Annotated in this window: 12 protein-coding genes; all 12 read left to right on the top strand. The window is 37.7% G+C overall.

Features of this window, described 5'->3' with window-relative positions:
• Positions 1-6 precede the first annotated feature (6 nt).
• The 12 genes from sucD (at position 7) to fliF (ending at position 12465) form a co-directional block, all read left to right on the top strand.
• Entirely contained in the window at positions 7-918 is a 912-nt protein-coding gene (gene sucD / locus IEV41_RS07265; protein ID WP_188387727.1) for a succinate--CoA ligase subunit alpha, read from the top strand.
• 83 nt (positions 919-1001) lie between these two features.
• Positions 1002-1880, top strand: a complete 879-nt coding sequence (gene dprA, locus IEV41_RS07260) for a DNA-processing protein DprA (protein ID WP_188387726.1) — start codon at positions 1002-1004, stop codon at positions 1878-1880.
• A gap of 227 nt (positions 1881-2107) precedes the next feature.
• On the top strand, positions 2108-4183 hold the full coding sequence (gene topA, locus IEV41_RS07255) for a type I DNA topoisomerase (RefSeq protein WP_188387725.1): 2076 nt from the start codon (positions 2108-2110) through the stop codon (positions 4181-4183).
• Positions 4184-4251: 68 nt separating this feature from the next.
• Positions 4252-5553 (top strand): FADH(2)-oxidizing methylenetetrahydrofolate--tRNA-(uracil(54)-C(5))-methyltransferase TrmFO, encoded by a 1302-nt coding sequence (trmFO, locus tag IEV41_RS07250; RefSeq protein WP_188387724.1) that lies wholly within the window; start codon positions 4252-4254, stop codon positions 5551-5553.
• A gap of 83 nt (positions 5554-5636) precedes the next feature.
• On the top strand, positions 5637-6524 hold the full coding sequence (xerC, locus tag IEV41_RS07245) for a tyrosine recombinase XerC (RefSeq protein ID WP_373284203.1): 888 nt from the start codon (positions 5637-5639) through the stop codon (positions 6522-6524).
• A gap of 69 nt (positions 6525-6593) precedes the next feature.
• Positions 6594-7136, top strand: a complete 543-nt coding sequence (gene hslV, locus IEV41_RS07240; protein WP_188387722.1) for an ATP-dependent protease subunit HslV — start codon at positions 6594-6596, stop codon at positions 7134-7136.
• A gap of 13 nt (positions 7137-7149) precedes the next feature.
• Positions 7150-8541 (top strand): ATP-dependent protease ATPase subunit HslU, encoded by a 1392-nt coding sequence (gene hslU, locus IEV41_RS07235; protein ID WP_188387721.1) that lies wholly within the window; start codon positions 7150-7152, stop codon positions 8539-8541.
• Positions 8542-8563: 22 nt separating this feature from the next.
• Entirely contained in the window at positions 8564-9343 is a 780-nt protein-coding gene (codY, locus tag IEV41_RS07230) for a GTP-sensing pleiotropic transcriptional regulator CodY (protein ID WP_188387720.1), read from the top strand.
• Positions 9344-9647: 304 nt separating this feature from the next.
• Positions 9648-10037: a flagellar basal body rod protein FlgB gene (gene flgB / locus IEV41_RS07225; protein WP_188387719.1), complete on the top strand. Its 390-nt coding sequence runs from the start codon at positions 9648-9650 to the stop codon at positions 10035-10037.
• A 2-nt stretch (positions 10038-10039) separates the two neighbouring features.
• Positions 10040-10495, top strand: a complete 456-nt coding sequence (gene flgC, locus IEV41_RS07220; protein ID WP_188387718.1) for a flagellar basal body rod protein FlgC — start codon at positions 10040-10042, stop codon at positions 10493-10495.
• 38 nt (positions 10496-10533) lie between these two features.
• Entirely contained in the window at positions 10534-10836 is a 303-nt protein-coding gene (gene fliE, locus IEV41_RS07215; RefSeq protein ID WP_188387717.1) for a flagellar hook-basal body complex protein FliE, read from the top strand.
• Between the two features lie 39 nt (positions 10837-10875).
• Complete coding sequence (gene fliF / locus IEV41_RS07210) at positions 10876-12465, top strand: flagellar basal-body MS-ring/collar protein FliF (RefSeq protein WP_188387716.1); 1590 nt, start codon at positions 10876-10878, stop codon at positions 12463-12465.
• Positions 12466-12474 lie beyond the last annotated feature (9 nt).

Here is a 12474-nt window from a genome sequence, read left to right as displayed (position 1 = left end):
AGCAGAATGAGCGTATTCATTAACAAAGATACAAAAGTAATTGTACAAGGTATTACAGGTTCTCAAGGTTTGTTCCATACGAAGCAAATGGTTGAGTACGGTACGAAAATTGTTGGAGGTGTAACACCGGGGAAAGGTGGTACAGAAATCGAAGGTATTCCTGTATTTGATACAGTGGCAGATGCAGTAAGAGAAACAGGCGCTAACGCTTCTGTTATCTATGTTCCACCAGCATTTGCAGCAGATGCTATTATGGAAGCAGTTGATGCAGAAATCGACTTAGCAATCTGTATTACAGAAGGTATTCCTGTTCTTGATATGGTGAATGTAAAGCGCTATATGGAAGGGAAGAAAACACGTCTTGTTGGACCGAACTGTCCAGGCGTTATTACACCGGACGAGTGCAAAATTGGAATTATGCCAGGTTACATTCACCGTAAAGGTCATGTAGGTATTGTGTCGCGTTCTGGGACGTTAACGTACGAAGCAGTTCATCAATTAACGCAAGCTGGTATTGGCCAATCTACTGCAGTAGGTATCGGCGGAGACCCTGTGAATGGAACGGATTTCATTGATGTATTAAAAGCGTTCAATGAAGACCCAGAAACATTCGCAGTAATTATGCTTGGAGAAATTGGTGGAACAGCGGAAGAAGAAGCAGCTGAGTGGGTAGCGGCAAACATGACGAAGCCAGTAGTTGGCTTCATCGGTGGTCAAACAGCGCCTCCTGGAAAGCGTATGGGCCATGCAGGAGCAATTATCTCAGGTGGTAAAGGCACTGCAGAAGAAAAAATTAAAACAATGAACGCGTGCGGTATTGAAGTAGCTGAAACTCCAGCTGTAATCGGAGATACGCTAATTCGTGTAATTAAAGAAAAAGGCGTATATGAGAAGTGCGTAACGCACCAAATGTCTTAATAATATGAAGAAACTACTAGTGAAGGTTATAATAACCTTCACTAGTAGTTCTATTAACTATGATTAAATAAGGGTGGTTATTAATGAGTACAATACGAGAACGTTTACTCCATTTGCACTATTTATATGGAGATAACTATGCGATGATACAGAAATTGTTATCTGTCGATCCAACATTAGCGAAAATTTACGACATGTCTTTACTCGAATTAGAACTATACACTCCGTTATCCCCTTCGAAAGCCTCTAAGTTACATCATTATCTGCAAACAACTTCTATTTCAGCACTCCAGTCGCATCTTCACTACCATCACATTACGTATATAACGATTTATGATGAAGAATACCCACCGTTATTGAAAGAAATTCCAGATCCACCACATGTTCTTTATCTCCAAGGAAACTCTTCTCTTTTATGTCATCCACGCACGTTGAGCGTTGTTGGAACAAGAAGCCCTACACAGTATGCATATAACGGTTTGGAAACGCTCATTAAACAGCTCGAACCTGAGAAATGGGTGATTGTAAGTGGATTAGCAGTTGGGGTAGATACATTTGCTCATACGTTAGCAGTCAAACATGGTCATGCAACAATAGCTGTTTTAGGTTCAGGGTTTGAACACATTTACCCGGCAGCGAACCGTTCATTAGCTACATATATCCGTCAACATCATCTTTTAGTAAGTGAATATCCCCCGTATTGTCCCCCGAAGAGGTGGTATTTTCCAAAGCGTAACCGCATTATAAGCGGACTATCACGAGGTACGTTAATTGTAGAAGCCAAAGCGAGAAGTGGTTCGCTTATTACAGCGGATTGTGCCTTGGATCAAGGTAGAGAAGTATTTGCACTACCGGGGCCAATTACATCACCTTATTCATGTGGAACCCACTATTTAATTCAACAAGGTGCAAAATTGGTACATAGTGTAGATGATATTACGAGTGAATTTTCTTTATCATGATGAACTGTTCTATCGGTAAATAGATAATGATGAAAAATGTCAAAATAGCTCGAATTATGGGCTATTTTGTTTTTTTTAAGGTGAGGTGTTGACAAATCCCTAATAGGGTGTGGTATTTTATATTCATTCTTGATTGACAAATAGGATGAGTATATTTAATAATAATGAAGATTTAATAATAAAAATAAACAAAGATTGTATTTACCTCTTAGAAGGAGGAAAGGTAGATGTCCGAGTTTCTAGTAATTGTAGAATCGCCGTCAAAGGCAAAGACGATAGAAAAATATTTAGGAAAAAAATATAAAGTAGTAGCATCCATGGGACATGTTCGTGACTTACCAAAAAGTCAAATGGGCATTGACGTAACGAATAATTATGAACCAAAGTATATAACGATTCGTGGCAAAGGTCCTGTACTAAAAGATTTACGAGCAGCTGCGAAAAAAGCAAAGAAAATCTATCTTGCAGCCGATCCCGACAGAGAAGGGGAAGCAATTGCTTGGCATTTAGCACATATGTTAAACGTTGATATTACTTCTCCGTGTCGTGTTGTATTTAATGAAATAACGAAGGATGCAGTGAAAGAGTCATTTAAGCATCCAAGACCAATCAATATGAATTTAGTAGATGCTCAACAAACACGAAGAATGTTAGACAGATTAGTAGGGTATAATATTAGTCCTTTATTATGGAAGAAAGTGAAAAAAGGATTAAGCGCAGGACGTGTTCAATCCGTTGCAGTTCGTTTAATTATGGAGCGAGAAGCAGAAATTAAATTATTTGTTCCAGAAGAGTTCTGGACAGTGAAAGGTGATTTCGCTAAAGGAACAGAGAACTTTGAGGCAAACCTCCATGCTGTAAATGGAAAAAAAGTAGATTTACGTAACGAAGAACAAGTGAAAGAAATTATAGGGAAACTAACAACGAATGCTTTTACAGTAGATGACGTGACGAAGAAAGAGCGAAAAAGAAATCCAGCTGTTCCATTTACAACTTCCTTGTTACAACAAGAAGCAGCGCGTAAGTTAAATATGAGAGCCAAGAAGACGATGTCCCTTGCACAGCAGTTGTACGAGGGAATTGATTTAGGAAAAGAAGGAACAGTCGGTTTGATTACATACATGCGTACAGACTCGACCCGTATTTCTGAAACAGCCCAGAAAGAAGCGAAAGAGTATATCGAAACGAAGTTTGGGCAAGAGTATGTAGCTGTAGAGAAGAAGAAAGATACAAATAAAGGGAAGACACAAGATGCCCATGAAGCGATTCGTCCAACCGGGACAATGCGTACTCCGGATACGATGAAACAATTCTTATCACGTGACCAATATCGCTTGTACAAACTAATTTGGGAGCGATTTGTAGCAAGTCAAATGGCATCAGCTATTTTAGACACAGTAAAGGTGAGTGTGACGTGTGAAGGTGTTACATTCCGCGCTAATGGGTCGGTTGTGAAGTTCCCGGGCTTTATGAAAGTGTATGTAGAAAGCAATGACGAAGGTGTGGAAGAGAAGGATCGTTTGCTTCCAGAAATGAGTGTTGGTGAAGTGGTTTACTCAAAAGACATTACACCGAAGCAGCATTTCACACAACCACCTCCTCGTTACACAGAGGCGCGTTTAATCAAAACATTAGAAGAGTTGGGAATAGGACGTCCATCAACTTATGTACCAACACTTGAAACAATTCAAAAGCGTGGTTACGTTGCTTTAGATAATAAACGTTTCGTATCAACGGAGCTTGGAGAAATTGTAATTGAACTTATCTTAGAGTTCTTCCCAGATATTATGAATATCCAATTTACAGCGAATATGGAAGGTTCCCTTGATAAGGTAGAAGAGGGAATTGAGAATTGGGTGAAAGTAATTGATAACTTCTATATAGGTTTCGAGAAGCATTTAGAGAAAGCAGAAAAAGAAATGCGCGAGATCGAAATTAAAGATGAGCCAGCCGGAGAAGACTGTGAAGAATGTGGAAATCCAATGGTCTTCAAAATGGGCCGATACGGAAAATTCATGGCATGTTCAAATTTCCCAGATTGCCGAAATACAAAAGCTATCGTGAAAGAAATCGGTGTTGCTTGTCCAAAATGTAAAGAAGGACAAATTATTGAGCGTAAGAGTAAGAAGAAACGTCTGTTCTATGGTTGTGATCACTTCCCTGGATGTGATTTCGTATCATGGGATAAGCCAATTGCTAGAACGTGTCCGAAATGTGATGATATGCTAGTAGAGAAGAAATTGAAAAAGGGCGTTCAAGTTCAATGTGTTTCATGTGATTATCATGAGGAACAACAGATGTGAGCAACTTAGCTCACATCTTTTTCGTGACAACAACATCTTAAGAATAAATAAAAGGAACGGTGAAATGTATGGAGAAAGTAGTAAATGTCATTGGTGCAGGATTGGCAGGAAGTGAAGCTGCATACCAGCTTGCGAAACGTGGTGTGAAAGTTAATTTATATGAAATGCGTCCAGTTAAGCAAACGCCAGCTCACCACACAGATAAGTTTGCAGAGTTAGTATGCAGTAACTCTCTTCGCGGTAATTCTTTAGCAAATGCGGTTGGTGTCTTAAAAGAAGAAATGCGCCGTTTAGATTCTGTTATTATTAAAGCTGCTGACGAATGTGCGGTACCAGCAGGAGGAGCATTGGCGGTAGATCGTCATGAGTTCGCAGCGAAAGTAACGGACTATGTAAAGAACCACCCAAATGTAACGGTATTTACAGAAGAAATGGGAGAAATTCCAGCAGGCCCGACAATTATTGCGACAGGCCCATTAACATCTCCTGCGTTATCAGAGCAATTAAAAGCGTTAACGGGAGAAGATTATTTTTATTTTTATGACGCAGCAGCGCCAATTATTGAAAAAGACAGCATAGATATGAATAAGGTGTATTTGAAATCTCGCTATGACAAAGGAGAAGCAGCTTACTTAAACTGTCCGATGACAGAAGAGGAATTCAATACATTCTATGAAGCTTTAATTTCAGCTGAAGTAGTACCGTTAAAAGAATTCGAAAAAGAAATCTTCTTCGAAGGATGTATGCCAATTGAAGTATTAGCAAAGCGTGGACACAAAACGATGACATTTGGTCCAATGAAGCCAGTAGGATTAGAAGATCCGAAGACAGGAAAGAAACCGTACGCGGTTGTTCAATTACGTCAAGATGATGCAGCAGGAACACTTTATAATATCGTTGGATTCCAAACACATTTAAAATGGGGTGCACAAAAAGAAGTATTCCGTTTAATTCCTGGCTTAGAGAATGCAGAAATCGTTCGTTACGGTGTTATGCACCGCAATACATTCATTAACTCACCGAAGTTATTGAAACCAACATATCAATATCGCGGTCGCGATGACTTGTTCTTTGCAGGACAAATGACAGGTGTAGAAGGATATGTTGAATCAGCAGCATCTGGTTTAATGGCAGGCATTAACGCAGCTCGCTTAGTATTAGGAGAAGAGCTTGTTGTATTACCAGCTGAAACGGCAATCGGTAGCATGGCGCATTATATTACATCAACAAATGCAAAGACATTCCAACCAATGAATGCAAACTTTGGCTTATTCCCACCACTTGAAACACGAGTGAAGAAAAAAGCAGAACGTTATGAAATTTATGCAAATCGCGCATTAGAAACGCTTCAAAACTTTCTAAACATTTAATGAAAAACACATTGCAAGGGCTATTGAATTGTGTTACTATTTAATAGCCCTTGTGAGGTGAAAATACTTTGAATCTAACACAAATGTGTCATTTTTATTTCGAGTACCTACAAATAGAACGGAACTATTCAAGATATACAATTGAAAGTTATCAATTTGTAATTGAACATTTTATGAATTTCATGCAGGAAGAACGTATTAGCTCGTTTAGAGATGTCTCTTACCCAGCTGTGCGTTTGTATTTAACGCAATTGCATAAAGAGCAGCTATCTAGGCGAACAGTAGCTCGTAAGGTTTCAACATTAAGAAGTTTTTTTCGCTTTTTAATGAGAGAAGAGTATGTGAAGGAAAATCCATTTATGCTAGCTTCTCTTCCGAAAAAGGAACTAACAATTCCGAAGTTTTTATATGAAGAAGAATTGGAGAAGTTATTTCACGTATCGGATTTGAATACACCGCTCGGGCAACGGAATCAGGCATTATTAGAGTTGTTATATGCAACGGGAATTCGTGTTAGTGAATGTTGTCGTTTAACGATGAATGACATTGATTTCACAATAGGAACTATTTTAGTACATGGAAAGGGAAAGAAGCAGCGTTATGTACCCTTTGGTAGTTTTGCCCATGATGCTCTAGATACATATATTCAAAATGGTAGGAAGACTTTATTAGGCAAAGCGAATGATGCTTGCAATGTTCTCTTTTTAAATAGTAGAGGTAAAGCTTTAACTACTAGAGGTGTAAGATATATTTTATCTGAAATGATAGAAAAAGCTGCACTCTCCATCCATATTAGTCCCCATAAACTAAGACACTCGTTTGCTACGCATATGCTAGATCAAGGAGCGGATTTACGCGTTGTACAAGAATTACTTGGTCATGAGCATCTCTCTACAACTCAAATATACACCCATGTTTCAAAAGAAAAATTACGATCTGTTTATATGACAAATCATCCACGAGCACATTAGCATTTTAGATGCTTTTTTTCAGTTTTAGTACCTACTGGAAACTCGTTTTTAAAACAAGGAGGTATGAGAATGGGAAATTTTCATGCAACAACAATATTCGCTATTCATCATAATGGTGAGTGTGCTATGTCCGGAGACGGTCAAGTAACATTCGGAAATTCTGTCGTGATGAAGCATACAGCGCGCAAAGTGAGAAGACTATTCAATGGTAAAGTACTGGCCGGTTTTGCTGGGTCAGTTGCAGATGCTTTTACTTTGTTTGAAATGTTCGAGGGAAAGCTCGAAGAATTTAATGGCAACATTCAGCGTGCAGCTGTAGAGCTTGCAAAGCAATGGCGTGGGGATAAAGTGTTGAAACAATTAGAGGCAATGCTAATTGTTATGGACACAAAACACCTATTACTTGTTTCAGGTACAGGTGAAGTAATTGAACCAGACGATGGTATTTTATCAATTGGCTCTGGTGGGAATTATGCGATGTCGGCTGGTCGTGCGTTAAAGAAACATGCTGGAGAGCACCTTTCTGCGAAAGAAATAGCGAAAGCGAGCTTAGAAATAGCAAGTGATATTTGCGTATATACGAATAACAATATCATTTTAGAAGAGTTATAGGGGGAGAGCGAGAATGAAGGCAAATTTAACTCCGCGTCAAATTGTTGAAAGATTAGATCAGTATATCGTTGGTCAAAAAAGCGCAAAGAAAGCGGTGGCTATAGCCTTACGAAATCGTTACCGTCGAAGTTTGTTAAAAGAAACAATTCGTGATGAAATTTCTCCTAAAAACATTTTAATGATAGGGCCGACTGGTGTTGGAAAAACGGAAATCGCAAGAAGGATGGCAAAGATCGTAGGAGCACCGTTCATTAAAGTAGAGGCGACTAAGTTTACAGAAGTAGGGTATGTTGGTCGTGATGTGGAATCGATGATTCGTGATTTAATGGAAACATCAGTACGCTTGGTGAAAGAAGAGAAGATGATTAGTGTTCAAGCGAAAGCTGAAGAGCAAGCAAATTATCGCCTCGTCGAATTATTAGTGCCAAGTACAAAGAAACAATCAACATACAAAAATCCACTTGAAATGTTGTTCGGTGGGGGATCTGAAGAACCGTCTCAAGACGATTTGAAAGAAGATACTGAGCTTTCGCATAAGCGGAAGATAATAGAACAAAAATTAGCGTTAGGCGAATTAGAAAATGAACTAGTGATGGTTGAAATAGAAGAACAACAAATGTCGATGTTTGACATGTTACAAGGTTCAGGAATGGAACAAATGGGCATGAACGTACAAGATGCGCTAGGAAGCTTCTTACCAAAGAAGAAGAAAAAGCGCAAATTACCCGTAAGTGATGCTCGTAAAGTATTAACGAATGAAGAAGCTAGTAAGTTAATCGATATGGATGAAGTAACACAAGATGCTATTTATCGTGCGGAGCAGCTTGGTATTATTTTTATCGATGAAATTGATAAGATTGCTGGAAAAGGGAGTGCATCTGCTGATGTATCTCGTGAAGGTGTACAACGTGATATTCTACCAATTGTGGAAGGATCGACTGTTGTAACAAAGTATGGGGCAATTAAGACGGACCATATCCTCTTCATTGCTGCTGGAGCATTTCATATGTCAAAGCCTTCTGATTTAATTCCAGAACTTCAAGGGAGATTCCCGATTCGTGTTGAATTAACAAAGTTATCGGCTGAAGATTTCGTGAATATTTTAATTGAACCAGATTTCGCTTTAACAAAACAATATATCGCATTATTACAGACGGAAGGTATAGAAATTGAATTTTCTGACGAAGCTATTCGTAAAATAGCAGAAATTGCCTTTGATGTAAATCAACAAACGGATAACATTGGAGCAAGAAGGCTACATACAATCATGGAAAAGCTGTTAGAAGATTTATCATTTGAAGCTTCCGAAATTACATTAGAGAAAATAACGATTACACCACAGTATGTAGAAGAAAAGTTACAAACGATTGCAAAGAACAAGGACGTAAGTCAATTTATTTTGTAAAGCATGTAGGAGGATTTTAATAATGGAATTGTTAGAAAGAACGAGAAAGATTAATAAGTTATTACAACAGTCAGCTGGTAAGCCAGTTAACTTCAAAGAAATGGCTGATACATTAACGGAAGTTATCGAAGCAAACGTATTTATCGTAAGCCGTCGTGGGAAAATTTTAGGTTACGGTATTACGCAAAAAATTGAAAACGAACGTATGAAAGGTATGCTTGAAGAGCGCCGTTTCCCAGAAGAATACACAAATAGCTTATTAAATCTTGCTGAAACATCTTCAAACTTAGATATTAACGATGAGCACACTGCATTCCCAGTAGAAAACAAAGAATTATTCCAAGCTGGTTTAACGACAGTTGTACCAATTATTGGTGGCGGTGAGCGTCTTGGTACACTAGTTCTTGCGCGTGTAGGTGTACCATTCGAGAATGACGATTTAGTATTAGGTGAGTACGGTGCAACAGTAGTAGGAATGGAAATGTTACGTGAAAAAGCTTCTGAGATTGAAGAAGAAGCACGTAGCAAAGCTGTTGTTCAAATGGCAATTAGCTCATTATCATACAGTGAGTTAGAAGCAATCGAGCATATCTTTGAAGAATTAAGTGGACACGAAGGATTACTTGTAGCTAGTAAAATTGCAGATCGTGTTGGAATTACACGTTCAGTAATCGTTAATGCACTACGTAAGTTAGAAAGTGCTGGAGTTATCGAATCGCGTTCTTTAGGTATGAAAGGAACATACATTAAAGTATTAAACGATAAATTCTTACTTGAGCTTGAAAAACTAAAAACTAACTAATTAACGAAAACCCCTCATAACGAAACGATCGTTATGAGGGGTTTTTTATTTATATATAGATATATACAAAAAAAGGGAATTAATCCAACAATTATCGTATCGATAGCGAACAAAAAGCCATTTTTAGTACTAAAGACATGGTATTGTAGGTAAAAAGACCCATTTTTAATTCATGTCGAAAACGTGTAGAAAGACGTGAGAAAAAGTCGAATAATATTGATATAATGTAGAATAGTGACGAATATTAGATTATATTAAGTGGATTTGTATGTATAGCACACATTATGGCATAAAGGGGACGAAAATGGATTTATTTGGTGGAACGATAAGTAAATTAGAAAAAGGTATTTCATATTCAGCAATTAAACAAAAGACAATTTCTCAAAATATCTCAAATGCAGACACTCCGAATTATAAAGCGAGCGATGTATCGTTTAAAGATGAGTTTACGAATGCAATATCTTCTATGAAAGCAAATAAGTCATCTATAAAGCACCTAGATTTTTCAACAAGTAGTGGGAATCCGTATGAACTAACAGAACGAAAAGGTACATATAATCATAACGGAAATAATGTAGATATAGATAAGGAAATGGCAATGCTTGCACAAAACCAGATTTATAATCAGGCATTGGTAGATCGCTTGAATGGAAAGTTCAGATCGTTACAAACTGTTATTAAAGGTGGGAAATAAGCATGTCAATATTTCATAGTTTAAACATCTCTTCATCAGCTTTAACGGCACAACGTTTGAGAATGGATGTTGTTTCATCAAATATGGCAAATGCAGATACAACGAGAGCAGAATTTGTAAATGGTGAGTGGCAACCGTATCGCAGAAAATTAGTGCAAATGGCGCCACAACAATCTTCGTTTTCATCTATCTTTCAGCAAGAATTGAAAGGTAGCAATGCGAAAGTGGGACATGGTGTAAATGTAACACGTATCGCAGAAGACCAAACACCGTTTAAACAAGTGTTTAATCCACAACATCCAGATGCGAATGCGGAAGGTTATGTACAATTACCTAACGTGGATCCTTTAAAAGAAATGGTAGATTTAATGAGTGCAAGTCGCTCATATGAAGCAAATGTAACGGTATTCAATGCATCAAAAGGAATGCTTATGAAAGCGCTAGAAATTGGGAAATAACAGAGTACTATAATTTTGAATGAGGAGGAGAAAAAAGAATGCCGAATTACATAAATGGTATAACAGGTATACAATCAGTAACAACACCTGTCGGTGATGTGAGAGTTGAACAAAAGAATACAACAAGCTTCTCAACTGTATTAAAAGATGCGATTAATCAAGTAAATGAGGCACAACTTGCTTCAGATAAAGCCACGAACCTTTTAATAAAGGGCGGAGATATCGAACTTCATGATGTAATGATTGCAGCAGAAAAATCAAGTGTCATGTTACAAACAACGATAGAAGTACGTAATAAAGTAGTCGAAGCATATCAAGAAGTTATGCGTATGAGTATGTAGTCAATATAAATGGAATGAATGAACAACCGGGGGAATTTCATGAACGAGAAGATAAAAGGTCAGATGGGTCAATATAAAGAGTATTGGTCCAATCGGACGAAGAAGCAGAAAGGTTTTATTATAGGGACTCTCGTTGCGGTATTGTTAGTAGCGGCAGGTTCTGTTTACTTTTTAACAAAGCAGACATTAGTTCCTTTATACAGTAATTTATCTGCAGCAGAAGCTGGTCAGATTAAGGAAGAATTAGATGCGAAAGGCGTTGTATCTCAGATTACGAACAATGGTAATACCATTTTAGTTCCAGATACAGCCGCAGATGCATTGAAAGTAGAATTAGCATCAAAAGGAATACCAAATTCAGGAGTTATTGATTATTCTTTCTTTGGTCAAAAGAGTAGTTTAAGTATGACGGATAATGAGTTTAATGTTGTAAAGCTAGAAGCGATGCAAAATGAACTTGTTAAATTAATGAAAGGCATTGAAGGAATTGAAGATGCAAAGGTCATGATTACATTACCAAAAGAAAGTATATGGGTAAGTGACAAATCTGAAGCTGCATCTGCATCTATCGTATTGCAAACAAAGCCTGGCTATAATCCGGATGAGAAGCAAGTGAAATCATTATATCATCTAGTATCAAAAAGCGTTCCGAATTTACCAGCTGAAAATATTGTTATCATGAATCAAAACTTCGAGTATTATGATTTAGATTCAACAAATTCTACAAGCGGTAACGCAAACTTTGCGATGCAACGCAATATGAAGAAAGAAGTAGAGCGTGATATTCAACGCCAAGTACAGCAATTATTAAGCACAATGATGGGCGCTGATAAAGTAGCAGTTGTTGTGTCAGCAGATTTAGACTTCACACAAGAAAATCGTACAGAAGAGTTAGTAGAGCCTGTAGATAAAGAAAATATGCAAGGTATTGCTATTAGTGCGGAGAAAATTAAAGAAACATATACAGGGAACTCGGAAAATGAAGGTGGTACAGTTGGCACAGGAGAGGACGAGCCAGCTGGCACGGGTTATGCAGCAGGAGCGAATAATAACCAGAATTCTGAATCCAATAAAAACCATGAACGCATTAATTATGAAGTAAATCGTATTAAGAAAGAAATCGTTGAAAGTCCTTATAAAGTGAAAGACTTAGGTATTCAAGTAGCGGTGGAACCACCAACTCCAGGTGAACCAGCATCGTTACCACAACGTACAGTAGATGATATTGAAAAAATGTTATCTTCTATCGTGAAAACATCTATTTCAAAAAATGATGAAACACCATTAACAGATGAAGAAATTACGAATAAAATTTCTGTTACGGTAAGTGATTTGAAAGGAAAAGCAGAAGCTACTACAAATCAAGCAACAGCTATTCCGATGTGGGTTTACATTGTTGGAGGAGTATTACTTCTAGCGATTATCCTTTTAGTTGTTATGCTAGTACGTAAAAAGAGAGCCGATTCTGAAGAAATCGAAGAAGAATTTATGGAACCAATTCGTATTGAAGATATTAATAATGAAATTGAGACAGAAGAAATTATTCGTCGAAAGCAATTAGAGAAGTTGGCGAAAGAGAAACCAGAAGAATTCACAAAAGTTATTCGTACTTGGTTATCGGAAGATTAGGAGGATAAA

This window comes from Priestia taiwanensis, from assembly GCF_014638355.1.
Classification (GTDB): domain Bacteria; phylum Bacillota; class Bacilli; order Bacillales; family Bacillaceae_G; genus Priestia_D; species Priestia_D taiwanensis.
The sequence above is the reverse complement of the archived record's forward strand: the minus strand, read 5'-3'. Positions and strand labels throughout refer to the sequence as shown.

Coding starts and splice junctions, on each gene's coding strand:
- sucD (WP_188387727.1), top strand. CDS start 7: ATGAGCGTATTCATTAACAAAGATACAAAAGTAATTGTACAAGGTATT.
- dprA (WP_188387726.1), top strand. CDS start 1,002: ATGAGTACAATACGAGAACGTTTACTCCATTTGCACTATTTATATGGA.
- topA (WP_188387725.1), top strand. CDS start 2,108: ATGTCCGAGTTTCTAGTAATTGTAGAATCGCCGTCAAAGGCAAAGACG.
- trmFO (WP_188387724.1), top strand. CDS start 4,252: ATGGAGAAAGTAGTAAATGTCATTGGTGCAGGATTGGCAGGAAGTGAA.
- xerC (WP_373284203.1), top strand. CDS start 5,637: ATGTGTCATTTTTATTTCGAGTACCTACAAATAGAACGGAACTATTCA.
- hslV (WP_188387722.1), top strand. CDS start 6,594: ATGGGAAATTTTCATGCAACAACAATATTCGCTATTCATCATAATGGT.
- hslU (WP_188387721.1), top strand. CDS start 7,150: ATGAAGGCAAATTTAACTCCGCGTCAAATTGTTGAAAGATTAGATCAG.
- codY (WP_188387720.1), top strand. CDS start 8,564: ATGGAATTGTTAGAAAGAACGAGAAAGATTAATAAGTTATTACAACAG.
- flgB (WP_188387719.1), top strand. CDS start 9,648: ATGGATTTATTTGGTGGAACGATAAGTAAATTAGAAAAAGGTATTTCA.
- flgC (WP_188387718.1), top strand. CDS start 10,040: ATGTCAATATTTCATAGTTTAAACATCTCTTCATCAGCTTTAACGGCA.
- fliE (WP_188387717.1), top strand. CDS start 10,534: ATGCCGAATTACATAAATGGTATAACAGGTATACAATCAGTAACAACA.
- fliF (WP_188387716.1), top strand. CDS start 10,876: ATGAACGAGAAGATAAAAGGTCAGATGGGTCAATATAAAGAGTATTGG.